The sequence below is a fragment of the Photobacterium lutimaris genome (genome assembly GCF_003025555.1).
Lineage (GTDB): Bacteria > Pseudomonadota > Gammaproteobacteria > Enterobacterales > Vibrionaceae > Photobacterium > Photobacterium lutimaris.
The window spans coordinates 96,771-122,153 of record NZ_PYMH01000010.1; the positions used below are offsets into that span (position 1 = coordinate 96,771).

The window sequence follows — 25,383 nt, forward strand, 5'->3', positions numbered from 1 at the left end:
GCGCTATTCGAATCTTTGACGTATAGATTTGTTGCTCAATGTTTACAGTATCTGTTGATTCGGTATAACCGAGCAATTCGTTCGTATATTTCGAATTATTGTTTTGGCAATGGCTTGAATATTTGTGTGATAAAAGTCACTATCTCGCCTTCTTAATTTTGTGTGTTTCAAGATGTGTCAGGTGCCAAACAATATGTGTCAGAATCAGTTTGATTCGTTATTACCGCCACAAATGGCGGAGAAAGCGGCCGAGGTAGGTGTAAGCAAGGCCACCAAAGATCCGATGAAGTCGCTGCTGCTGGCGATCACTGCTGGGATGCATATTGGTATCGCGTTTGTCTTCTATACCACGGTGACGACAGGTACCGGTGACATGGCATGGGGGATGTCGCGTTTTGTCGGTGGTTTGGCCTTCAGCCTTGGTTTGATCTTGGTTGTGATCACCGGTGGCGAGTTGTTTACCAGTTCGGTGCTGACGCTGGTTGCCCGTGCCAGCGGTAAGATCAGCTGGAAGAGCCTGTGGCTGAACTGGGGGGTTGTCTACATCGGTAACCTGATCGGTGCCCTGATGTTAGTGGCTATCATGTTGATGACCAAACAATACATGTCCGGTGGCGGTGCGGTCGGTATCAATGCGATGCAAATCGCCCAGCATAAGCTGCATCATGACTTTACCCAGGCCGTTGCCCTCGGTGTGATGTGTAATGTACTGGTGTGTGTGGCGGTGTGGATGACTTTCAGCGGCCGTACCCTGACCGATAAAATCTTGGTCATGGTCCTGCCAGTCGCGATGTTTGTGTCATCGGGCTTTGAGCACTGCATTGCCAATATGTTCCAGGTACCGATGGCGATTGGTATCAAGTATCTTGCAAGCCCTGAGTACTGGCAAATGACGGGGATGAACCCGGCGGATTTTGCCGATTTGACCTTGAGTAATTTTGTTGTCAATAACCTGATCCCGGTGACACTGGGTAACATCATTGGTGGCGGTGTGTTCGTGGGAATGGGTTATTGGATTATCTACTTACGTAACAAGTGAGTAGTGAGTACCGTGTTCTACGTTTTACTAGCTTGGTATTGAGTTAGTCGTTATACCAAGTTGAATAATATTCTGGCCTATCAGTTTATTAATCAGTTTGGTATTCATTCTTGTGTTGATTCGAGTCTGACATGTTGGCCGCTACGGATGTAGCGGCCTTTTTTTGCTTGGTACTTTTTATCGGTAACCCGTCGCGGTATTAGTTGACCATCATCGAGATGAAGTAACCAATAATCGTTGCTGAGCCGACACCAATGAAGCCTGGGATCATGAAGCTGTGGTTCAGAACGTATTTACCGATAGCAGTAGTACCTGAGCGGTCGAAGCTGATAGCCGCCAGATCGCTTGGGTAGAACGGGAAGAAGAAGTATGCGTAACACGCAGGCAGCACACCAATCAGAACTGCAGGGTCAATACCTAGGGCAAAACCAAGTGGTAGCATAATGGTCAATACAGCAGCCTGACTTTTCAGGAAAGCAGACACAAAGAACATAGCAAAAGCGAATGACCATGGATAGATATTGACCATACCGCTAACCAGATCAACGAGGTATTCTTTGTGGTGACCGATGATAGTGTCACTGAACCAAGCGATACCGAAGATAGTAATGACGGCACTCATACCGGCAATGAACACATTGCTGTTAACGATACGCTTAGGTGAAATATTGGTGGTCAGTAGGATAATCGCACCGACAGATAGCATCAGGAACTGAATGGCCACCGACATACCAACGCCTTGAGGCAGTAGCTGCTTGCTGAATAAAGCAATACCAATCACCGATAGAATACCCAACAGGAACACGGTCAGGCCTTTCTTTGCCGTACGCTGATGTTCAGCTTCTTCTTCTGCTGAGCCTTCCTGCTCGGGATCGACCAAGCTATTACGGAACTCTTCATCTTGAATACGTGCTTGGAAAGCAGGATCTGTATCCAAGTCCTTACCGCGTTTCAAACTCCACAAACAACCAATAAGCAGGCCGCCGAAGGTGGCTGGAATCGTCACCATCAACACATTGACTAGATTGATATCTAGGTTGTTGTCCATGGCTGTTGCCATAACAACGGCAGCAGCTGCGGCAATCGGGCTGGCTGTGATGCCCATTTGCGAGGCAACACTTGCCATTGCCATCGGGCGCTCAGGACGGATGCCTTTTTTGTAGGCAACATCATAGATAACAGGCAGTAATGGGTACACGGAGTGACCTGTACCAACCAGTACTGTCAGAGAATAAGTACAAATCGGTCCCAAGAAAACAATATGTTCAGGATGTTTGCGAAGCAGGCGTTCAGCAAATTTAACCAGTAGTTTCAAACCACCGGTGGCTTCAAGGGTTGCTGAGGCAGCAACCACCGCCAAGATGATAAGCATAACGCCGACAGGGGGAGAGCCCGGCGCAATACCAAAAACGAATGTCATTACAGAGACACCTAGGCCCCCGAGAAGACCAAAAGCGATACCGCCATGGCGTATACCGATTAATATGACAGCTAGCAGTAATAACAGGTGTATCCAGAACATTATTCCATTATCCTTGTTTCATATGGGTTACAATCCACTTGAACTTCTGCACTAAGTTCACTGGCTGGATTTATAAACCATCAACTACACCGAAAGTGGTACACAGATTCCGAAAAAACATACTGTTAACGAATAATCATACGCTTTGTGTGAAAATTGTGAGGCCGGTCAAGATATGGTGTCAGTTGTATGAAAAGGATGGAATAAATATTCAGCGAAACCAATAATCAATTGATTTTATATAAAAAAATGCCCCGCAGTGCGGGGCATTGAAACTTTATTCAAACTAGAGAGCGCTCAAACGAGAAAGTCTTACTAGTTTGCTTCTTCAGCTTGTTTCGCCTGAATCGCGGTTAGTGCCACTGTGTATACGATATCGTCTACTAGTGCGCCACGAGAAAGGTCGTTAACTGGCTTACGCATGCCCTGAAGCATTGGACCGATAGAAACGAGGTCGGCTGAACGCTGTACCGCTTTGTAAGTCGTGTTACCTGTGTTTAGGTCAGGGAACACGAATACAGTTGCTTTACCCGCTACAGGCGAGTTAGGCGCTTTAGAAGCAGCAACGTTTTCCATGATCGCAGCATCGTACTGAAGAGGCCCATCGATCACGAGATCAGGACGCTTCTCTTGAGCAATGCGAGTTGCTTCACGTACTTTATCAACGTCTGCACCCTTACCAGAAGTACCGGTAGAGTATGAGATCATTGCAACGCGAGGCTCGATGCCGAAGGCTTTTGCAGAGTCTGCAGACTGGATAGCGATTTCTGCTAGCTGCTCAGCGTTTGGATCTGGGTTGATTGCACAGTCACCGTATACCAGTACCTGATCAGGCAGTAGCATGAAGAATACAGAAGATACGATTGACGCATCCGGTGCAGTCTTGATGATCTGGAACGGAGGAACGATAGTGTTCGCCGTGGTGTGAACAGCACCAGAAACTAGGCCGTCAACTTCATTGTTTTCTAGCATCATTGTGCCTAGGAAAACAGAATCTTGAAGTTTTTCACGCGCAACAACATCCGTCATGCCTTTCGCGCCACGAAGCTCAACCAAGCGAGCAACGTAGTTTTCACGAACAGCTTCTGAATCGATGATGGTGACGCCAGCACCTAGAGTGACGCCTTGTTGCTCAGCAACACGCTTAATCTCTTCTGGGTTACCAAGAAGCACACATTCAGCAATACCGCGCTCAGCACAGATAGCTGCTGCTTTAACGGTACGTGGTTCGTCACCTTCAGGCAGGACAACACGCTTAGCCGCTTTACGTGCTAGTTCAGTTAGCTCGTAACGGAATGCCGGTGGGCTTAGACGACGCTCTTTGGCTGAACCTTCAGTTAGCGATTCAATCCACTGACCATCAATGTGGCTAGCCATGTATTCGTTAACCAGTTCAACACGCTCTTTATCGTCTGCAGGAACTTCTAGGCTGAAGCTCTGAAGGTTCAGAGATGTCTGCCAAGTGTTACCCAGTGCAGTCATAACAGGTAGACCTGTTTCGAATGCGCGCTCACATAGGTCCATCACTGGCTTAGGTAGCTCGTAGCCGCCAGTAAGCAGTAGGGCACCGATTTCAACGCCGTTCATTGCAGCAAGACATGCCGCAACGATAACGTCTGGACGGTCTGCAGAAGTGACTAGCAGAGAGCCAGGACGGAAGTGTTCAACCATGTGCGGGATAGAGCGTGCACAGAAAGTGATGCTCTTGATACGGCGAGTCGCGATATCACCTTCGTTGATGATTTCAGCGTTCAGGTGCTTAGCGATGTCAGTTGAACGAGTCGCGATCAGCTCAGCGCTCCAAGGTGCACAGCCAAGTACACGGATTGGGCTTGAGTTAAATACCTGCATAACTTCAACGTTTGAAGGCACAGTGGCTTCAGCGTCGTCGAAGATTTCAGATAAGTCTGGGCGAGTACGGCCTTCAGCGTCAACAGGTGCGTTTAGCTTGTTAACGATAACACCAGCGATTTGCTTGTTCTTGATACCACCGAAGTTAGAACATGCTACTTCGATACGCTCTTTAAGTTGAGCTGGGTTATCAGTACCAGAAGCAACAACGAATACGATTTCCGCACCCAGAGTTTTAGCAATCTCGTAGTTGATCTGGTTAGCAAACGGGTGCTTACGGGTTGGAACAAGACCTTCGATTAGCGCGACTTCAGCATCAGCTGTTGATTCTTTGAAGCGTGCTACGATGTCTTCTAGCAGAACATCGCTCTTATCGTTACTGATAAGCTCTTGGGCACTAGCCATTGAGAAAGGTTCAGCCACTTTCATATCACTGTTAGCAGTGATGATGTTAGTTGTTAGATCTGGCTGATCACCGCCGTGACGAGGCTGGGCGATAGGCTTGAAGAAAGAAACGCGAACACCTTTGCGCTCCATTGCACGAAGCACACCAAGGCTTACGCTAGTAAGACCAACACCGGCACCAACCGGAACAAGCATAATAGTACGGGACACTATGGATTCCTCAACTATTGAAACACGACAGTGCTGTGCAATAACGATGGGTGAACCGGTATTGGACAGCACCACACAAAAGCATGACTTAAGGTCATAAGTCATGAAAAAACGGCCGGCCGAGGCCAGCCGTAGCAATCAGTATCGACCGATTAGATTTCAGCTAGACGAGCTGTATCTTCAGCGATAACGAGTTCTTCGTTAGTTGAAACAACCATTGCAGGAACACGGCTGTTTGCAGTAGTGATAACGCCTTCGCCGCCGAAGCGTGCTTTCAGGTTAGCTTCACTGTCAACTTCAACACCTAGGATTGCAAGGCGGTTTAGAACCATCTCACGGATTGGTGCAGAGTTTTCACCGATACCACCAGTGAAAGTGATTGCGTCTAGACGGCCTTCTAGAGAAGCCGTGTAGCCAGCAACGTACTTAGCTAGACGGTGACAGAACACGTCCATTGCACGAGTTGCTTCTTCTTTCTCGCCGTAGTTGTCTTCAACGAAACGACAGTCAGAAGTCACTTCAGTCAGACCCTGTAGGCCAGACTCTTTGGTTAGCATCGTGTTGATCTTCTCAACAGAGTAACCTAGGTTGTCGTGCAGGTGGAAGATGATCGCAGGGTCGATATCACCACAACGCGTGCCCATTACTAGACCTTCAAGAGGCGTTAGACCCATAGAGGTATCTACAGACTGACCATTCTTGATAGCACAAACTGACGCACCGTTACCTAGGTGGCAGTTGATGATGTTTAGCTCTTCTTCTTTCTTACCTAGCAGCTTCGCTGTTTCGCGAGTGATAAATAGGTGAGAAGTACCGTGCATACCGTAGCGACGGATACCGTGCTCTTTGTATAGGTTGTACGGAAGCGCATATAGGTATGCTTCTTCAGGCATAGTCTGGTGGAAAGCTGTGTCAAATACCGCTACGTTCTTAAGTGCAGGGAAAGACTTCTGAGCCGCCTTGATACCGATGATGTGAGCTGGGTTGTGAAGCGGTGCAAGAGTTGCACAGTCTTCGATACCTTTAAGTACATCGTCACAGATAAGTGCAGACTTAGTGAACTTCTCGCCGCCGTGTACAACACGGTGACCGATAGCTTGTAGGTTTTCTGCTAGTTCTGGCTTAGAAGCAAGAATAGTGTCTACCATGAACGCTAGCGCTTCTTCGTGAGCAGCGCCTTCGCCTAGTTGTGCTTCGTGCTTACCGTCAAGTTTCCACTTGATACGAGCTTCTGGAAGGTGCAGACATTCTGCAAGACCTGTCAGGTGCTCTTCACCTGATACCGCGTCAACAACAGCGAACTTTAGAGAAGAACTACCGCAGTTAAGAACTAAAACCAGCTTAGACATGAGTGACTACCTATAATCTGTCTGAAAGTTGATATTCAACTGATATAAAAATTACCCATAGGATAGACGACTTTTCAACAAGTCGGTCTAATCAGGGTCAAAATCGTGCTACATCCGTATCAAAAGAATCGTGAAACCCAGATTCTGGGCCATCCTTGGGAGCGCCTTCAGTTGCCAGAACGATGATTACAGGCAACAATAAATGTAGGCGTGCATAGGATAGCGATTGTGGTGCAATATAACAAAAGTATTTTTAGAAAAAATTAATTTGAATCAAGTTTGTTATTGCTGGTTTTGAATTTTTACTAATTTTTTTGAAGTTTGGTGGTTTATGAGTCAACAACATTCGATTTGGCAAGCATTCCGTTATGGTCAGGATTACATGGCTACGTGGCCAATGCGCAAAGAGTTGGCTGTCCTGTTTCCTGAGCAGCGTTATATCAAGGCCACGCGGTTTGCGACGCGGGTGATGCCTGCTGTTGCTGTCATGAGCGTGCTGAGCCAGATGGCGTTCGATAATTACGATGCTTTGCCGCAGGCGATTACGGTGGCGCTATTTGCCTTGAGTATGCCGTTGCAGGGGTTGTGGTGGCTGGGTAAACGAAGCCGGACCGATCTACCGCCGTCGCTGGCAAGTTGGTACCGTGAAATCCATGACAAGATTGTCAGTGAAGGGCATGCGCTGCAGCCGCTGAAAAGCCGCCCTCGCTATAAAGAGCTGGCGCAGGTGCTAAATCGCGCATTTAAGCAACTAGATAAATCATCGCTCGAGCGCTGGTTTTAGCGATGTGGCGGCAATATTGGGATTGTCTTGCGGATAAATAATTATCGGATAAACAGTGCCAACGACAGGGAGTGGACATATTGCTCGATCTGTTCATCGGTTTTAGCAATGCGATCGTACATTGTCCATTGTTCACAGATGCCTGTCAGCAGGCCACTGTAGATAACCGCAGCAATGTCAGCGGTGAGATGGGGTAACAACAGGCCATCTTGCTGCAGTTGCGACATGGCTCCTTCTACTTTTGCGTTGTCCTCTTGCCCCTTCTCGATACTGCGCAGACGCAGGTCTTCATCGGTAAACCCTTGCAGTGATAGTTGAACAATCATGGTCATTTTAGGGGTGTCGCGCATTTCTGTCAGGAGTACCCGGGCGACATTGAGTAGTCCTTCTCGTAATGCTGAGCCAGTCTGACCTGCAACGGCTTCTGCCGCTTGTTGAACCGCGACCGATTGCTCTTGCCATAATGCATCAAGTAAATCGGCTTTGTCTTTGAAATGCCAGTAAATTGCCCCTCGGGTGAGCCCTGCCTCGGCGGCGATACCGGCGAGGGTCGCCTTGTTCAGGCCTTTTTGACTGAAGACTTTCATTGCGGTATCAAGCAACAATAGCCGGGTCTGTTCTGCTTCTTCTTTACTTTTTCTCGCCATCTACTTTATCCGAAATTCGGGAGTGCCAAAGCACCCCCGATAATCAATTAGGCACTTTGTGTTACTGGGCGACCTAATGGTTTGGTCAAAAGGATATACAGCGCGGGGATTATTACAATGGCAATGATGGTCGACGCAACCAAGCCATAGATAATCGCCATACAGAGCGGGTACCACTGTGGATCACTGTAAGCCAACGGCAACAGGCTCAGGATGGTGGTCAAGCTGGTACTGAGGATCGGCCTCAGGCGTTCGGCTGCTCCGTAGGCGGCAGCCTGGGCAACCGATTCGCCGCGTCTGAGGTGGCGATTCATGGTATCAACCAGGACGATACCGTTATTCACCGCGATCCCTGCCAGCGATACAATCCCGATCAAGCCTGAGAACGACATCGCAGTGCCTGACAGGAAGTAACCGAAGAAGGTCCCCATCAAGGCGAGCGGCACAATCAGCAAGATAATGGCGGGTTGGGCAAACGAGTTGAACATCAATGTCAGCAGGATAAAGATCGAGAACATCGCCAGCACAAAGGCTGTCCCCATCGCACTGTAACTTTCGTCGGCTTTCGCCATTTCACCACCCAACTGGTAGTAATAGCCGGTTGGCCACTGGGCTTGTAGTTGATCTAATTGCGGCTGCAAAATGGTGATCACCTCACCGGCCGTGCGACCCTCGGTACGAGACGATACCGTAACGGCACGCTGGCCTTCCTTGTGGACGAAAACCCGTGGTGTTTCGACAATCTGGTAATCCACCAGATCGGTCAATGGCACGGCACGGCCATCCTGACTGATGATGTGCAATAGTTGCATTTCCGATAAATGACGTGGGCCGCCTAGGCTATCACCTCGGCTTGGCCACAAGACGCTGAGGCGCATCTTGGCGTCGTCATCGATACCTTCAATCTTGAAGTGGCCGATTTCGTCTTGCTCCATCGCTACTCGGATCTGTTGAGAAACGTCAGACTCCGATAACTGGTGGAAGCTGAGCATTTCATGTTTGAAGCTGAAGCGCACCTCATGGCGGGCGGGTCCAAGGTTGTCGTTGATGTCGCTGCTGCCCGGTACTTGTGCCAGTGCCGCTTTGACTTCGGCAGCATTGGCAATTAGCTGGGTGTAATCCGAGCCAATCAAATCGATTTGGATCGGTGCCGAGGTATCGGGATTACCGCCTATATGGACCAAGGCAATTTCAATACCCGGCTCATCATATAGTGCATGCTGGATACCCGATCGGATCTCTTCCAAGTATTCGAATGACAATTTATCGCGCTGATCTTTCGGGTAGAGCGTCAGGCTGAAACCCACTTGGTTCCATTCTTGAGAGGGTAGCAGGGCATCATTGAGCGAAGCGGTTGTCATTGGGCTTTTGGCCCCGACATAGGTAATGACTTTTTCGATCCAAGGTTGCTGGCGGAGGAATTCACCGGCTTTATCAGCGGCACGTTGCGATTGTTCAAGGGTTGAGTCGGGGGCAAGTACCAACGACACGCCAATCTTGCGATCGTCGGATTCAGGGTACATTTCTGAAGGCATTAGACCCACCAGCAGGATGCTGGCAACAAACAGTACCAGGGTAGCGCCAACCCACATCGCGGCTCGGCGCTTGTTCTTCAGTACGTATGTAGCAAGCCACTGACGTAATTGGTGACGATAGCGGCTGGAAAGCTTATCGATGAGCAGCTCTTTATCGTTATTAGCCGCCTTTTCCAGTATATAGCGCGACAGCGGAATACAGATCAGGAACGCAATGAGCAGGCTGATCAGCAGGGTGACGGTAATGGTAATGGGCAGAATACGGATGAACTTACCGTCGATGCCCCCGACCATCATCATCGGTACCATGGCTAAGATGGTGGTAAGCTGCCCGGCTGTAGCTGGCAGGATGAACTGGCGAACTGTCTCGATCGCAGCTTCGGCAAACGAAAGCTTCTTGACGTAAAGCCCTTCGTGCATCCCTTCCATCACCAGAATATAGACATCAACCATCAGGCCGAGTGCCAGTACCATGCCGATCATGATCATCGAATTGAAGGAGTAGCCAAAGCTAGCCATTACCGCAAGGGTCGCAAGCAGCGTGACCGGCAGGGCGATGCCTGCGACCAGGGCCTCGCGCCAGCTCAGTAGCAGCATCAAGACTATAAATACGATGATAACCGCTTGTTTCATAGAGCTGGATATGTCGTTGAAAGCCAGTTCAATGAGCTCGCCATCGTCACTGACCCGGGATAGTGACAAGCCTTGCGGCCAATCAGAGCGGCTGGTGAGCTGGTCGACTTTATGCTGGGTTGACGCGATGACCGCGAAGGTATCGGCCCCGGGGTGCTTGAGAACATCGAGAGTTATTCCCGGTTCAAATGCTTGGTTGTTAATGCTAAAGAAAGTTCGGCTGACTTCACGGTCAAGGCGGTGGCTGACCTCGGCGACTTCCCCCAGCCGTACGGGACGGTTATCACTCAGGCGGGTGATCGGCAGTTGGCGTACCTGCTCGACAGTAACGAAGCGGCCGGACAAGTAGAGGTTAAAGGTGTTTTCGTCGGACTCGAACTCCCCCCAGGCCATATCGTGGTTGGCACTTTGCAAGCGCTCGCGTACCAGCAAAGGGGATATCCCCAGATCGCGCAACCTATCCATTTTCAGGCGTACATGAAGGCTCTTTTCACGCATACCGTTAAGGTTGACTTTTTTGACCAATGGCAGGTTTTCAAACTGGGTTTCCAATTGTTTGGCGGTGTCTGACAACAAGATATCATCGACATCACCACTCAGTACCCAGCTGATCACTGGCATGTTGGAGACTGACATCTCTTCGATATCGGGCTTTTCGATGCTGCCGTCAGCGGGGAACTCAGCTTCGGCTTTATCGACCGCCGCCCGTAGTAGCTGCATCGATTCGGCCATCGGCATATCGGCATCAAACTCGACCGCGACAATGGAGTAGGAGTTGTAGGATCCACTGGAGAATGACTTCAGTCCTTTTAAGCTGCGGATTTCATCCTCAAGGTGCTTGGTGATCTCTTTTTCGATTTGCTCTGGTGCTGCGCCTGGCCAGAAGGTCATCACGATGGCTTGGGGGATTTCGAGATCGGGGTAGTTCTCTCTTACCATGTTGTTGTACGACAGCAACCCTGCGAGTACCACCATACCTAATAGCAGTCGGCCAACCAGGGTTTGAACAAACAGTTTACGTGCGATAGGCCTCATTGGGTTGCTCCTACTACCTCAACAAGACTTCCATTTACCAGCAAGTGCTGGCCTCGGGTGACAACCTGCTCATCAGCATCTAGGCCGCTGAGAATCTGGATGCGACGTAGCCCCTGAAGACCGAGGGATAGCTGGCGTTCTTCGACTTGGTTATCGTGATTGACGACAAACGCAAAAGCCTTGCCACCACGAAATGAAATGGCATAGATCGGTAGCGACACGGCATCCTCAACCACTGTCGCTGCAATCCAGGCACGGACAAATTCACCGTCGATCAGTCGCTGTTCTTCGTTATGCACCCGTACTTTGACGCTTTGCGAACGTCGCTGGAGGTTGATCGTTGGGCTCACCGACCAAATTTTCCCTTCGACCACACTGTTGTCGGTGAACTGGTTTTCTTCCGCGCGGTACAAAATGGCATTGTCGCTTGCGAGGTATACTGTCTGGCCTTCTGTTAGCAGGCGGGCATCTTCAACCGGTAACTCTAGCTGGATTTCCAATAGGCTGTCATCAACCACCACAATGGCACTGCTGGCTTCGCGATCGCGGTTTGAAGTGATCCCTGCTGGTGGGTAGTAGTGGTTATCCTCGCGGATATTCATCGCCGCGATATAGCCGTTAAAGGGGGCGAACAGACTGGTTTTCTCTAGGCTAACTGTTTCACGGTTGATATCGGCAGCAACACTCAGGATCTCGGACTCGATGGCTTCCAGCCCGCTGATGTGCATTGCTACGGCAGACTGGGCATTGAGTCGGGCGGTTTTATTGCGCTCGAATTCATCTTGTGAAATGACACCACGCTCATACACCTCTTCCATTCTGGCGAAGTTTAGTTTGGAAAGGGCCAGGTCATTCTCTGCTTGCTGCAGGCGGGCTTGGGCTTCTTGCTTTTGGGCACGCATGGCTTGTAAGCGGGCTTCGAGTGCCTTTACCGAGGCTGAATTCTGACGGTTGTCGATCTGTGCCAATAACTGACCACGCTCGATTGTTTTGTCCGGACCGAAGACGCGTGCTCCTTCTCGAAGTTGAGTGCCATTTTCCAATTCACCGATGGTAACGACCTTGCCCGGCATTTCAAAATCAAGGAAGGCTTTGCGATAGGCTTGTACCGTTCCCTCAGAAAATGACCAGCCTGTTAGTCGCTCTGGAACGATTTGTTCCGTTTGAACCTTAACCCGCAGGGAAGGTTGGGGGGGGAACTGGTTGGTATCTTCAAGTTGGGAAAAACGGTAGCCAGTAAGGAGTAACAAGCCGATGGGGAAGATGAGCCATGCCTTGGCGGTTAGCGATCGACGTTTCATTGTTTTGCTCTGGATTGAGGGAGTGAGTTTATTTTACATACACCGCTGTATGTATGTAAGGCGCAAGATATTGCTTACTCGAGCTAAACGAGGCGATGAAACTGCGTCAGAGCAGGGAAGGTATCGGGGGGCAGTGGGAGGGCGCTGTATCTGACAACCGCTGAAGTAGACAAAGCCACGGTATGCGGTGGCTTTGTCTTGAAAACGGGTGATTACTCTTCGTCTTCAACTTCGCGCTTAGTGCGAATGCCCGGCTTGGCCAGGATTTCCAAGTAGAATGACTCTAGCGCCAGTGTTTCGGCTTCGTCAATGCACTTATTGATTTCTTTAACGTGGATAACCTTTGCTTCCTGCTCGGTATGACCAAACTTACAGTCGAAATCCCAGTAATCAGCACCAGCTGGAAGGGATTTGTTACGTTCACGCTTGAGGTATTTCTTTACCTCGTGCTTGACTGCTTCGACAACGCGCGGAACCGCTTTTTTTGGGTGAGTTAAGGCAAATGTTTTTTTCATCGTTTTCCTAAAAATCAAAAAGGGCCCAGAACACGCTGGGCACGACGTGTATTTTACTTTAATTTGCCGCTGGTCGCGAATGGCAATTTTTTTGCTAGTTTAATAGCAGGCTATCATCTGCTAATTCTTCCCCTCGGACCTTGCTGAACATCTCCAACAGATCTTTTACACTCATATGACTGCGAGTCTCTCCTGCCACATCAAGAACCACTTCTCCCTGATGCAGCATCACGGTGCGCTCACCATAGGCCAGTGCATCCTTCATCGAGTGGGTCACCATCATGACGGTAAGGTCGAATTCCTCAACCACTTTATTGGTCAGTGCCAGCACAAAGGCGGCCATGCGTGGATCCAAGGCGGCAGTATGCTCATCGAGCAGTAGCAGCTTGCTCTCTGCCAGTGTGGCCATTACCAGGCTGACGGCTTGACGCTGCCCGCCTGATAGTAGCCCGATGCTATCGCCCAACCGATCTTCAAGGCCAAGACCTAAAATACTGATCCGCTCCTGAAACAGTTTGCGACGCTTAGACGACAGAGCCCGTTTCCAGCTGCGTTGGCTACCACGTTTATAGGCCAGTGCCATATTTTCTTCGATGGTAAGCGATCCACAGGTGCCCGCGAGCGGGTCTTGGAACACCCGAGCGGCGTACAGGGCCCGCTGGTGGACACTTTTCTCGGTGACGTCGATGTTGTCAATCAGCACCTGCCCCCCGACCATCGGGGTCTCGCCGCTGACCGCCCCTAACAGGGTGGACTTGCCAGCCCCGTTCGAGCCAATCACCGTGACAAACTGCTTTTCCGGCACCGTGAGTGATACGCCTTTGAGCGCTTGGTTTTCCAAAATGGTGCCTTCGTTGAAGGTCACACGGATATCGTTTAGTTCAATCATGCTTACCTCAACGTCCTACGCTAGCTTCTTGGTGGTCACTGCGGATTTCTTCTTGTTGCGCCTCAGTTGTCCTTTCATGCGCGGGGCAATCAGGGCAACGGCAACCAGTAGGGCGGTGATCAGGTTGAGATCTGAGGCTTGCAGGCCAAACATCCCACTGCTGAGGGCAAAGGCGACCGCTAAACGGTAAAGAATGGAACCGAGGATTACCGCAATGACCGCGACCCATATTTTGCGACCGGGGAGCAGAGTTTGCCCGAGGATCACCGCAGCCAGACCGACGACAATGGTGCCGACCCCCGAAGTGACATCGGCAAAGCTATTGGTTTGGGCAAACAAGGCACCGGAAAAGCCAACAAACCCGTTGGACAAGGCCAAACCGAAGTAGGTATACAGCGCGGTATTGCCCCCTTGGGCATTGACCATCCGACTGTTCACTCCTGTTGCGCGCAAGCCAAGACCAAAGTCGCTGGCAAGCAAGCGGGTAATAAACCACGCGCTGGCGACCACCAGAGCCAGTACAATTGTCAGCCGGATAATGCCTTCGTCCAACCCGTATTCAAAGGCGAGCATTTCAAACGGAGTAAACAAGGTCTCTTCACCTAAGAGGGAGAGATTGGGGCTGCCCATGATCCGGATATTGATTGAGAAGGCGGCAATCATGGTCAGGATACTGGCCAGGAGATGGAGGATCCCGCAGCGAACCGCCAGGAAGGCAGTTACCAGCCCGCAAAGCCCGCCAGCAGCAATGGCCAGTAAGGTTGCTGCCCAAGGATTGAAACCGGCAATAATGGCGGTTGCCGCGACGGCGGCCCCCATAGGAAAGCTGCCATCGACGGAAAGATCGGGAAAATCCAGAATACGAAAAGTCAGGTAGACCCCGAGGGCAACCAGCCCATAGACCAACCCGATCTCGAGTGTCCCGAGAAAGGCAAAGAAAGACATCCTTATTCTCCTTGTCTTTATGAATGATGTTGTTAATGGGCATCCTGCCCAGAACCTAGAACCTAGAACCTAGAACCTAGAACCTAGAACCGCAGGCAGGGACCTAGGAACCAGGATCTAGGAACATATGATCTGCGCCTCTTACTCCTCTATTGACGTTGCGCGCTCAAGTACCGCTGCAGGGAAGGTGATGCCTAGTTTATCGGCTGCTTTCTGGTTGAGCGCAAGATCAGAGCCTTTTGCCACTTTTACTGGCAGCTCAGAGATTTTTTTACCTTTGAGCAAGGCATCGACATAATCCGCAGTTTGGACACCGACTTGGTAGTAGTCGAACCCAAGGGCCGCGAGGGCACCGTTCTCAATGTAGGTCGTTGAGGCGCCGACAATCGGGGTATTGGCTTGGTTACCGGCATTGACCAGCCCATCAATCGCACTGGCCACGGTGTTATCGGTCGGGGCATAAATGACGTCGGCTTTGGAAGCGACGATCTGGGCGGCGGATTGCACATCGGCACTTTTCAGTGCGGTCGCCTCAACAACGGTGAGGCCTCTGTCCTTGGCGGCGGCGCGGAGCAGTTGAACGAGGGCGACAGCGTTAGCTTCACCCGGATTGAAGACCACGCCGATACTGTTCATTTCAGGCAGGAGCTCTTGCATCAGTGCTACGTGCTGGGCAACCGGCGAGAGATCGGATAAACCGGTGACATTGCGTGCTGGCTTATCCATATCCTTGACCAGTTTGGCACCGACTGGATCGGTCACCGCCGTGAAAACAACGGGGATAGAGCGGGTGGAAGCTGCCAGCGCCTGGGCTGTAGGGGTGGCAATGCCCACCAGTACATCGGGGCGCTCGCCAACGAACTGCTTGGCAATCTGTACGGCAATTGCCGGGTTGCCCTGTGCGGTTTGGTAGCTGAACTCGAGGTTCTCGCCCTCGATGTAACCTTTTTGCTTTAAGCCATCGAGTAAGCCATTGCGAGCCGCATCCAATGCCGGGTGCTCAACGATTTGTGAGACCGCCACTTTGGCAACCTCGGCCACGGCAGAGGCAGAGACCATGCTTAGCGAAGCAGCGACCCAGATAGCTGTTAGTAGTTTATTGTTTTTCATATCCATTCTCACATTCCCTGTTTATCACACGCGGTTCAAATTGTGTCTTAACATAATGTTTTATCGCATCAGGGATTAAAATGACACATCTGCATTAACATCCGCGCAACACGGGGGTGGTCAATAATGCTGCAACAAAATGAATAAGTAGTGAGAGTGATTGCTTGGAGAGGTTGTTCTCTTTGACTGGCTGGACTATTGGTGAATAAATGGTCAATTATGCTTTATTAATATTTTTGTAACCTGTGGCGAGAGGTTTTCTTGTTCTGTGCTGATGATGCTATGAAAAACTGTGCTACAAATTATGCCCTAGCGGATGGGTGTTCAGTAAGGGGTCAGCTCAGATACGAGATAATAAGCGCTATGAGATAGTAGCTGTATCTCTCCCTATGACCCCACAAGCTTGGCCGCCGGTGGGGTCTGCTTTTTTCTCGGCTATCGACTTTTCTCGCGGTTATTCTTCGCACTTCAATGCTTTGTTCCTGCCGTAAATCTCTTTCATTGCTGCCTGCATTTTGTCTGCATCGACATAGGCTGTCGGGAGTGGCATGACCTTGAATGTGAAATCAGGCGAACCTTCAGCCACGTTGGCCTTTTCCGTTACCGGTGTCACTATCATGACGGTCAAATCCGGATTGCGAGCGGTTATCCGCGAAGCGGTACCCAATCCTTCTGCGACATGGAAACGTCCGGCAATATGGATTATTTGCTTGTTGGGGTGAAGGGCTAGGTAATCCACCATACTTTCAGCCATGGTGTCATCCCACGCCGTTTGGGCTGCAAACTGGCGGTTGGTTTTCTCCTCATCGCCGTGGTGCATCGACGCGTTGAATTTATCATGGTAGGCATCGTCGCCCAGTGTGAGTTGCTCGGCGACCCACCTGCGTTCAGTGGCTGGTAGCCGCTCCAAATAACCTTTGCCTTGCTGGCCGATGCAACGAACGATGGGTCTCGGGGCGTTGGCTGCGATCACATCCAGCTGGTTTCTTTTGGCAAACTCAACCAGTGGTCGGTAGTCGCTACCGTAGTTAGGCCAGGCATTGCCATCTTTGATCAAGGTTTTCTCGCCGATCTCCCCCGCCAAATACTGATTGACGACATGCTGCTTATCCCGGGTGAATTGCTCCATCGATAGGACCATATCAGGATGCTGCTGGTATAAGGCGGCAAAAAGGCGGGCCTGCATCAGGTGCGCACCAGGGTGGCCATGCCATTCGCCAACCAGCACAATATCAGCCTCTTTGAGGGCAACGGCGAGCTGGGTAAGGGTCATAGGCTGACCTTGTGGGGAGTAGATTGTCGAGTCATACATGGTCGGCAGCGGCTGGGACATGCTGTCGTTCATATCAGTAACATCGGTATGGGAGGTGCAGCCGAACATTAAGCTAGCAAGGCCGAGGGAAAGCCATTTCTTCATGGGCATCAAATCACAGTGAGTTGGGGAAAGCCGAGTAAAAAATACACGACAAACAAATCATTAAGTATAGAAGCTGTGATGATAGATGAGTTGATAGTAGTTATCAATTGCAATTGATAACTACTATTATTTGGTTGTGGTGATTTAATGGATACTACTGGCCGTTACCCCTGTCGTTGATAAACCCTAATCGCGAAATCGGCTTCGCAACGGAACTGCTCGCTTGCTGCCAGTTGCAGCCAGACTGTGTCACTGGTTTTCCACGCAAATGGCGTCATCTGCATCAGCGCTGTAGCTTCTTCGCTGCTGAGTGTCATGTCGTAGTGGAGTTGGGTTTGATCGATAAGTTCAAAGCCATCGATATTTTCGGCTGCCATATCATGCAACCGCACACCGTCATAAATCAGCTCTTTTAATTGGTACAGGTGACGGGCTGCCGGCGTAACGGTCACAATAATGCCGCCAGTTTTAATCGTACGCTTTAGCTCTTCGTCTTTGCATGGCGCATAAATGCGTACCATGCCATCGAGAGAGTGGTCGGAGAAAGGCAGACGGTGGCTGGAAGCGACACAGAAATGACAGGTCGGGTAGCGTTTGGCCGCGTAACGAACTGCCACTTTTGAAATGTCCAAGCCATGTACTTCTAATGCCGGGTGAGCCGCCAGTGCGGTGGCAAAACCGGAGGTGTAATATCCCTCGCCGCAACCGATATCCAATAGCTGCTCGGCATCTTTTGCTAGGTGTTGTTCTAACTTGTCAATGACCAGCTGGCGCATTGGGTCATAGTGGCCGGCATCGAGGAACAGGCGTCTTGCCTGCATCATCTCTTTGTTATCACCCGGATTTTTTGATCCCTTGTGATGTGCCGGCATCAAGTTTACATACCCTTCCTTGGCCTGATCAAACTGGTGGTTACTGGCGCACTTCCAGGTTTTATCCTGTTGGGAAAGCGGTTGGTGGCAAAGAGGGCATAGGTATGGCATAGGGGTTACCGAGCTGAAAGAGTAGGTGGAATATTGTAAACGCCGTCTATATACGCCTGCAAGTACTGGGAGGAAAGGATACCGATCACATATTTCGCGCTGAAAAAATATACCTAGATCACAGTTATATTTTAAATGTAATTCCGTGCTTCATGTTCAACTTCCATTCAGCTACCTAAGATATTTTGCTTCTAAAAGGAAGTGGTTAAGTTTGTATTTTTCTTTATTATCACGTGGTTTTAGGTGTTTGATTGCGTACCCTATGGATGGGTTGGAATATTATTCTGCTGCAAGGCGATAAGTGGGTGGGCTTATGTTCATTATCGATTTTATCCATTTTGTGAATAATAATTTTTGCCGTAAAAAAACAAGATTGCACATATGCCGCGAGAATTTGTTTCTAGGAGTTCACAATGAAACGTTTTGCATTAGGCGCAGTAGCATTACTTATGGCTCAAGGCGCAATGGCGTCATCTTACGTAACCGGTAACATCCAGTTGCACGATGACAGGGCTTTCCATGGTTCAAGTGCGACCTCTACCCTTGAAGCTGGCCATACGTTCACTAACGCGATGGGAGGGTTTACTGTTTACACCGAGTTTGACGGTATTCAAATTGGTGCACTAGAAAATGAAGCGGATGCTGCCTATGTTACCGTCGGCGGTGAGCAAGCGTTCAACCTAACTGACAATCTATGGGTTGCGGCGGGTTACCAACATCTACTTCATGATGGAAAATCACTTCAATATCGTCCACTGATCAAAATTGGCTACAACTTTGACAACGGTCTTGCGATCAGCAACCGTACCCGTGCTCATATTGATGCAACGGATGCTGATAACGACACAGACTACCGTATGGATAACCGTATCGCTTATAACCTCACAGATATGGAAGTCGGCCTGTCGTACAACAACGTGTACATGATTGATGCAGAAGTTATGGACCATGAGCTTCGTGCGACATGGGCTCGTCAAGGTGTGCAGCCTTACATCGAGTACCGTAACCAAGGTGACAATGACAACAATGCATTTGTGTTCGGTGCCTCTTACGGTTTCTAAGCCAAGCTGAATACCTGAGGAGGGGAGCAATATTGCTTCCCTTTTTTTATGCCAAGCCTTTGATGTTTTCTCCTCAATATGCAATAGGTGTTGAGCATGAAAAGAGAGGCGGTTCTGTGTTGCGAGTACTCGTCAAACAGCATTAAACCAGCGGATGCTGGCTTAATGCGAGGGTACGGAGAAAGGGGCTAGCTTCTGGCTTTATATTCGGCTTTATCCAGATTGTGCTTTTTCATCCTTAAATACAGCTTTTTGCGAGGGATTTGGAGATAGTTGGAGACATCATTGATCCGGCCAGCAAACAGATACAGCGCATCTTCGATGACCTGCTTTTCGTAACTGTCGACTAGATCATCAAGCGGGCTACTCATGTGCTCCAGCGGTTTAGTTCGGTCCTGCCCGGCCAGTTTAACGATACCAATCGCGTACAGTTCGGCCACATTTTTCAGCTCCAGGACATTCCCGCTCCACTCGTGTCGGTTGAGGGTGTTGATATAGGCTTTATCGATAGCCGGTACCGCTTTGTGAAGCTTCTGGCAGCTTTGCTTCAGGAAGTATTTGAACAGGGGAGCGATATCGCTGACACGCTGACGCAGAGGCGGCAGCCGGAAGCGTACCTGGCTTAGGAAGTAGAACAGTTCGGGCAGCAAGACTTCCTGTTCGACTAAAGCCTCAGGGTTGGCACCAGTAATCGCCAATACCCGGACTTCCTTCTTGTTTTGACGTTCTTGCTCGAGTAAGAAACGGCACAGCCATTGCTGGGTTTCCAACGGCATATTTTGCGGCTCGCTAAGGCTGATACTGCCGCTCCGGGCAGAGATCATCGCTCGCTGTAGGTCGGCGGTGCAGGTGATGTTGTTGCCCAGGGCGGCAACAAACGGTCCTTTATGCATCTGGCTGTGCTGGTGCAGCAACTTAGCCACGGTATGGCGGCCAGTACCGCTTTCACCTTCAACGAGGACATCTTTCGAGGTGAGGGCTATCTGGATGACCTTTTCACGGATCTTGACAACCAGCGGGCTATCTCCCAGCAGCACTTCGTTGGTGGATTGGCCGATGGCCTCGCGCTGTTCGATGACGGCCTTTCGGGTTGGAAGGTGCTTGCCGAGCAGATCCAATAACTCCGCAGGCTGCAGCGGTTTTTGCAGGAAGTCGAGTGCGCCCCGCTTGACGGCATCGACGGCCATCGGGATGTCGCCATGTCCCGTGATCATGATGACCGGCAATTCGGGGTCGAGGTTTTTGATATATTCCAGCAGATCCATACCGCTAAGCCCCGGCATATACATGTCGGTTACCACAACCCCAGGCCAGTTTTTGTGCAATAAAGTCGTAGCAAGTGTTGGGTCTGTAATAGCTTTGACCTTAAAGCCTGATATTTCAAGCAGTTGCTGGTACGAGTCCAACACGTCCTGGTCATCATCAATGATTAGTACTTCGATATCATTATTCATTATCATAATTTTTAAGCTCCAACACGACCATGGCACCACCTTGCAGGTTCGAGGCTAAGAAGATATCACCATTAAGGCGGTTCATAATTGAACGGCAGATACTCAGGCCAAGGCCCAGTCCCACCTCTTTTGTCGTTGTAAATGGTACAAAGAGTTTTTCGATGATTTCGGCGGCAAAGCCATTGCCGCTATCGCTGACAGCCAGGCGGCATTGACCGGTCTGGCAATCAAAGGATTCAAGGGTAATAATTCGTTGTTCGCAACCGGCCACGGCATCACAGCTATTAACCAGCAGGTTGACCAAAACTTGCTCGAACTGAACCTGATCGGCGTAGCAATAGCATGACGCGGTAACCAGGTTGCGGATCTCTGTTTGCTGGACCTTGGCGCGGCTTTCGACAATCATCATCGCTTGCTTGAACGAGGCATTGATCTCTACCTGCTCCATTGGACTATTGGCTGACTGCTTCTTGGAGAAGCTCTTCAGGCTGGCAATAATCCTTCCCATCCGGGCGGCAAGGTTCTCCACTTTTGCCAGTGAAGCCGGCAGTTGATCCAGGCGTTGTTTATCCAATGCCAGCTTGGCTGTGAATATATGGGTTGAAATAGCAGAGAGCGGTTGGTTTAGCTCATGGGCCAGCGAGGTCATGGTTTGGCCGACCACCGCCATTTTCGCGGCTTGGATCAACTCGTCCTGGGTCGTGCGTAAGTCATCTTCCACCCGCTTGCGATCCTCGATTTCCAGCTTCAGCTGGCGGTTGCGGGTGGTGAGTGAGTGGGTTTTTTCCCTGACCATCTTTTCCAGCCAGCGGGCGGCTTTTTCCTGCTCGGTGATGTCAGTCATGGTGATGATCACCTTTTCTTTCTGGCCTTGTTGAAACAGACGGAAATCCAACCGTAGATAGAGATTTTCTTGGTCGAGTTTCTTCTGTTTTAGGGTCAGGTTACATCCCCCTAGGCTAAATAACGGACTGGTTTCGGTAAATAGCGACTGCAGCCGTGCCTGCATGCTCGGGCTGAAAAGCTCCCAGATCGAACGATTCCGTGGCAGCTCTATATTGTCGAACAGGCTCAGGGCGCTGGGGTTGACCGACTCGATGATGCCTTCAGGGCTACACGTGATGATACTGGCCTGGGTGTTGTTGATCAGGTTCAGGGCGTTGCTCTGCTGCATTTCCTGCATTTGGCGGCAGAAGTGGCGCAGGTTATCGCCCAACCGGCCGATTTCGTCGTTGCCGGTAACTTGGATTGTCGCATCAAGCTGGTTGTTGGCAACAGCGATGAGATCTTGGGACAGCATGTTCAGGCGCTTGACGATCCCCTGGCCGACCAAGTAAATCGACACCATTACCGACAGGAACAAGGTGATCGCCATAGTGCCGAATAAGATCAGGTTGCTGATGGAGATTGCTCGGCGGGTTTTTTCATTCAGTACATTAAGCGAGGCATCTTCCTGTTCCACCATTGTCAGGATGAGATCTTCCTGGTAGGCCAGCTGGGCCTGGATTTTGTCTTGGTACTCGGTGATCTGCTGGTAGAGCTTGTAGTCCAGCAGCAGTTGTTGTTCTAGGATCCCGCCGGGCTCGACCTGGGCGATCAGTTCGTCCAGCAGCTGACGGTAGGAGACCGTTGAGGAATAGTGGCTCAAACTTTGGCTCATCAGGCTAATTTCTTCGGTTTTGTAACCAATGAAGTAGAAGGCGTTACCAATATCCCTTTCCTGTCGCTGCAAAATGATTTCTTGAACCAACTGGTGCAGCTCATTCTCCTTGACGGTGATGGCCTGTAGCAGAGAAAACTCGGTCATGACTTCATTGATGGTGCTCGATACCAAAGCATTGGGCAGCATCCTGGTCAGCTGCCACTCTACCTCCTGGCGAATGGGGGTGAGCTCATCAACCATATCCAGATGCAGCCACTTGATGTTGTTTTCGGTTTGCGCCAGCACATAAAGGAGGGTGTTGCGCTGGTAAAGCAGATCGGCATACGCCCTGATGTCATTGGAGAGGGCATCGTGTTCGCTCTTGATCGCTGAGTGGAATTTTAGGCTGGCGGTCTGCACGATAGCTTCGTTGATCTTGGTGAGCTTGTTATTGATGTTTTGCTTCAAATCCGCATGGAGAACCGGATCGGTATTGTTGCCTAGCAAGTTCAAAGCCGCTTGCAGGCCGGCTGTGTTGCGCTCCAGTTGGTAGCTGGCGCGCAGGGTCGGCATATTTTTATCAACCATGGTCTGGATTTGATCGTCCAGGCTTTCCCAGTTGACGATGGCGATCAGACTGACACTGATGGTGAGGAAAGCCATGAGGGTAATCGATCCAATGAGGCGGTTGCCGATGGTATTGCCGACCCTCATTTGTTTGCTCCTCCCAGCTTACGGTTATCGAGCAACCGTTCGCAGATGCTGATGGCCTGATCGAGTTGCTCGGTCATCAAAGTACGCCATTCGAGGATTATTTGCGCGGTGTGCATGTCTGTTCTCGACATGGTAATCGCTTTGCGTAACCGAGGATTACGTGACTGGGCCTCGGATATCGGTGGGGTTGAGGCCAGCTTGATCGCCAGGGTGTACTGGCGCTGCTCTTCCGGAGTCAGCGGGGAAAGTTGCTTGACCTTATGGATCAACTGCCATGCCTGGTTTAGGCGAATAAGCTGTCGATTGATGCTCTGCTCAAACAGTTGCTTGACCAAAATGGCGCGCTCTTCCATCAGGTGGTGGTCAATCGAGGAGACCTCGAATGGCTGGGCCATGGTCTGGTGCAAGGCATACTTGTTGAGTGAGCTGGTCGATAAGTTTTTCTGGAGTTCGTCTGAAAGCAAAAACTCAATAAATTCAATGCTTCGATTGGCTTGTTGGATATTCTTTACTGCGGCCACGTAGCTTGGTAACAGCGGGCTTTTAGGCTGGTAGGCAAAATTGATAAAGGGAAACAGCTTTTGGCTTTCATGGGCATAGCTGTCAATGATGGGACCAATACCGGCCAATCCACGGGCAATGCTGTCTTTGACGCCATAACTGCGGGCCGAAATCGATGATAGGTTGCCACCGATTTGCAGTAGCAACTGCCAACCGTTCTTCCAACCATAATGCTGGAGGATGTTCTCAACCATGATATGCGTTGTCCCTGAGCGGGCCGGACTGCTCATAACCAGATGCCGAAAGTAGCGCGGATCAGCAAGGCTTTCCCACTTGTTCGGTACGGGCAGCTTATGTTTCTTTATGTATTCTTCGTTCCACATCAGTCCATAACCGGAGTAGCCGAAGATAGCGACATTGGCAATAGAGTCTTGCATAAAACGTTGTTGCTGAAAGGTCGAATCGAAATTTAAGGCATCGAGCGGTAACAAGCGATTGTCGTCAACCAGCGGGGTAAATAAAGATCGAGTGGAGGAAATCACGATATCAATGTCATGATCTTCATGGCTGAGCAGGCGTAGGCCAGAACTCTCCCTGCGATGGAGGATAGTGAAGTGGACTTCAGGGTATTGTTGCTGAAACTTTTTCAAAATCGGTTGCAGCGATTCAACCGTGAACGTGGTCAGGATGATCAGCTGATCTGTTGGCTTGGCCCAACTAGAAAGCGAGAAAAGAAGTATGACGGCATAGAGAAATTTCATCATCGGAGATCAACTAACCAGAATGTTTCTTTGTATACAGGGAAAACGGCACTAAGAGTAGTGGAATAACACGCTAATAATTTGAATTATTAATGGTTTATCGCTTTTTCCATGTTCTGCGGTTGGTAAGGGTCAATATTGACGCAAGTTGTGGGTGTTTATTGGTCGAGCTCACATTTTTAATGTGGCGGGAGGGGATGTCAAGCGACAGAAACCGGAGCTATCGCTCCGGCTCGGGGATTGAAGCGCCAGGTTAGGCGTTCAGCACCTGCTGAATCTCAGAGACGGACAGGTGGTACTGACGCGGGCAGTTGCGCCATGTGCGAAGCATACGTTGGTATTTTTCCAGCATCGGTACCTGGCTGTTGAACATGTGCTCGGTTTTGTCGAATTGTGGGTACAGGCCTTCTTCCTCTGTCAGGAAACGCACATAGTGGACATGCTGTGCTTCAGAGGCGGCATCAAAGCCTAGGAATTGAAGACGACGCTGATCAACCTGGTTCTGGTTGTCCCCAGACAACATCTTGTAAGACTCTTGCATTGCGTGATGCATTTCCATGAAGTCGATGATTTCACGGCAGTTGTCTTCAGGCAGGTCACCAAACTCTTTGTCTAGTTCACGCATTTGCAAGCCATAGCCACGTTCTACGATAGTCTGCAGGCGGCGGTACTTGGTTTCATTCTCTGGCGTGAGCTTAGACATCAAGTAATACTGGTTAGATAGGATCAGGCGTTGTGCGTTGGTCATTTCCATAATAATAGGCCTTAATTTTTTATTGAGCTGGCATTGAGGTTAACAGGATAAAACGAAAATAAATTGATCTAGTTACGTCTTGCTAACTTTTTTTTGTTAAAAATTACTAATTGCATAAAGTCTACCCAAAACCGCTATGATTAGGCGAAATAATTAAATTATTCCCTTAGTTATCACAGGGTTTTAGGGCCCTATACGGTAGAGATAACTGTACTGAAGCACGTTGTTGGTGTAATGGGTGGGCCTTTCCATGATAATGATTACCTGCATTGATAGGTTGGACGATTGCATTCCTGCGGCCTATGCGCTTTGGGTATCCTTCCCCC

19 protein-coding genes are annotated in these 25,383 nt (G+C 50.0%); 3 read left to right on the plus strand and 16 right to left on the minus strand.

The annotated features are described in order from the left end of the window. The first annotated feature begins 193 nt into the window (after positions 1 to 193). Positions 194 to 1,039, plus strand: a complete 846-nt coding sequence (focA, locus tag C9I99_RS18955) for a formate transporter FocA (protein WP_107350401.1) — start codon at positions 194 to 196, stop codon at positions 1,037 to 1,039. Positions 1,040 to 1,238: 199 nt separating this feature from the next. Here focA and C9I99_RS18960 read toward each other — a convergent pair whose 3' ends face one another. From C9I99_RS18960 to C9I99_RS18970, 3 genes are all read right to left on the minus strand, one after another. Continuing rightward, entirely contained in the window at positions 1,239 to 2,561 is a 1,323-nt protein-coding gene (locus C9I99_RS18960; protein ID WP_107350402.1) for an anaerobic C4-dicarboxylate transporter, read from the minus strand. A 315-nt stretch (positions 2,562 to 2,876) separates the two neighbouring features. Further along, a complete protein-coding gene (gene pta, locus C9I99_RS18965) occupies positions 2,877 to 5,012 on the minus strand; it encodes a phosphate acetyltransferase (protein WP_166645488.1) in 2,136 nt (711 codons plus the stop codon). A gap of 167 nt (positions 5,013 to 5,179) precedes the next feature. Further along, complete coding sequence (locus C9I99_RS18970; protein ID WP_107350404.1) at positions 5,180 to 6,376, minus strand: acetate kinase; 1,197 nt, start codon at positions 6,374 to 6,376, stop codon at positions 5,180 to 5,182. A gap of 331 nt (positions 6,377 to 6,707) precedes the next feature. On the opposite strand from C9I99_RS18970, the gene yfbV reads away from it, so the two are divergent. Beyond that, entirely contained in the window at positions 6,708 to 7,160 is a 453-nt protein-coding gene (gene yfbV, locus C9I99_RS18975) for a terminus macrodomain insulation protein YfbV (protein ID WP_107350405.1), read from the plus strand. Between the two features lie 41 nt (positions 7,161 to 7,201). Here the strand turns inward: yfbV and C9I99_RS18980 are convergent, their stop codons facing one another. The 9 genes from C9I99_RS18980 to rlmA all read right to left on the minus strand — a co-directional run bounded on the left by C9I99_RS18980 (position 7,202) and on the right by rlmA (position 18,170). After that, positions 7,202 to 7,807: a TetR family transcriptional regulator gene (locus C9I99_RS18980; protein ID WP_107350406.1), complete on the minus strand. Its 606-nt coding sequence runs from the start codon at positions 7,805 to 7,807 to the stop codon at positions 7,202 to 7,204. 47 nt (positions 7,808 to 7,854) lie between these two features. Beyond that, complete coding sequence (locus C9I99_RS18985) at positions 7,855 to 11,010, minus strand: efflux RND transporter permease subunit (protein ID WP_107350407.1); 3,156 nt, start codon at positions 11,008 to 11,010, stop codon at positions 7,855 to 7,857. After that, a complete protein-coding gene (locus C9I99_RS18990) occupies positions 11,007 to 12,311 on the minus strand; it encodes an efflux RND transporter periplasmic adaptor subunit (RefSeq protein ID WP_107350408.1) in 1,305 nt (434 codons plus the stop codon). The genes C9I99_RS18985 and C9I99_RS18990 overlap by 4 nt, the downstream gene beginning before the upstream one ends. 212 nt (positions 12,312 to 12,523) lie before the next feature. Continuing rightward, positions 12,524 to 12,826 (minus strand): DUF6172 family protein, encoded by a 303-nt coding sequence (locus C9I99_RS18995; RefSeq protein WP_107350409.1) that lies wholly within the window; start codon positions 12,824 to 12,826, stop codon positions 12,524 to 12,526. Between the two features lie 94 nt (positions 12,827 to 12,920). Beyond that, a complete protein-coding gene (locus tag C9I99_RS19000) occupies positions 12,921 to 13,715 on the minus strand; it encodes an ABC transporter ATP-binding protein (RefSeq protein ID WP_107350410.1) in 795 nt (264 codons plus the stop codon). Positions 13,716 to 13,730: 15 nt separating this feature from the next. After that, entirely contained in the window at positions 13,731 to 14,660 is a 930-nt protein-coding gene (locus tag C9I99_RS19005; RefSeq protein WP_107350411.1) for an ABC transporter permease, read from the minus strand. 141 nt (positions 14,661 to 14,801) lie between these two features. Beyond that, positions 14,802 to 15,770: an ABC transporter substrate-binding protein gene (locus tag C9I99_RS19010; RefSeq protein WP_107350489.1), complete on the minus strand. Its 969-nt coding sequence runs from the start codon at positions 15,768 to 15,770 to the stop codon at positions 14,802 to 14,804. Between the two features lie 454 nt (positions 15,771 to 16,224). Beyond that, the gene (locus C9I99_RS19015) at positions 16,225 to 17,187 is read right to left on the minus strand and encodes a ChaN family lipoprotein (RefSeq protein WP_107350412.1); all 963 of its coding nucleotides are present in this window, start codon (positions 17,185 to 17,187) and stop codon (positions 16,225 to 16,227) included. A 164-nt stretch (positions 17,188 to 17,351) separates the two neighbouring features. Further along, positions 17,352 to 18,170 carry a 23S rRNA (guanine(745)-N(1))-methyltransferase gene (gene rlmA, locus C9I99_RS19020; RefSeq protein WP_107350413.1) on the minus strand — a complete coding sequence of 273 codons (819 nt, stop codon included), beginning with the start codon at positions 18,168 to 18,170 and terminating at the stop codon, positions 17,352 to 17,354. Positions 18,171 to 18,583: 413 nt separating this feature from the next. Here rlmA and C9I99_RS19025 point away from each other — a divergent pair, with 413 nt between their 5' ends. Then, complete coding sequence (locus C9I99_RS19025; RefSeq protein WP_107350414.1) at positions 18,584 to 19,231, plus strand: oligogalacturonate-specific porin KdgM family protein; 648 nt, start codon at positions 18,584 to 18,586, stop codon at positions 19,229 to 19,231. A gap of 188 nt (positions 19,232 to 19,419) precedes the next feature. Here the strand turns inward: C9I99_RS19025 and C9I99_RS19030 are convergent, their stop codons facing one another. The 4 genes from C9I99_RS19030 to C9I99_RS19045 all read right to left on the minus strand — a co-directional run bounded on the left by C9I99_RS19030 (position 19,420) and on the right by C9I99_RS19045 (position 25,057). After that, entirely contained in the window at positions 19,420 to 20,691 is a 1,272-nt protein-coding gene (locus C9I99_RS19030) for a sigma-54-dependent transcriptional regulator (protein WP_107350415.1), read from the minus strand. After that, complete coding sequence (locus tag C9I99_RS19035; protein WP_107350416.1) at positions 20,678 to 23,041, minus strand: ATP-binding protein; 2,364 nt, start codon at positions 23,039 to 23,041, stop codon at positions 20,678 to 20,680. Before C9I99_RS19035 ends, C9I99_RS19030 begins: the two co-directional genes overlap by 14 nt. Then, positions 23,038 to 24,306, minus strand: coding sequence for an ABC transporter substrate-binding protein (locus C9I99_RS19040; protein WP_243734672.1), 1,269 nt, complete (start codon positions 24,304 to 24,306; stop codon positions 23,038 to 23,040). The genes C9I99_RS19035 and C9I99_RS19040 overlap by 4 nt, the downstream gene beginning before the upstream one ends. Positions 24,307 to 24,556: 250 nt before the next feature. Further along, positions 24,557 to 25,057, minus strand: a complete 501-nt coding sequence (locus tag C9I99_RS19045; RefSeq protein ID WP_107350417.1) for a YfbU family protein — start codon at positions 25,055 to 25,057, stop codon at positions 24,557 to 24,559. Between the last annotated feature and the right edge of the window lie 326 nt (positions 25,058 to 25,383).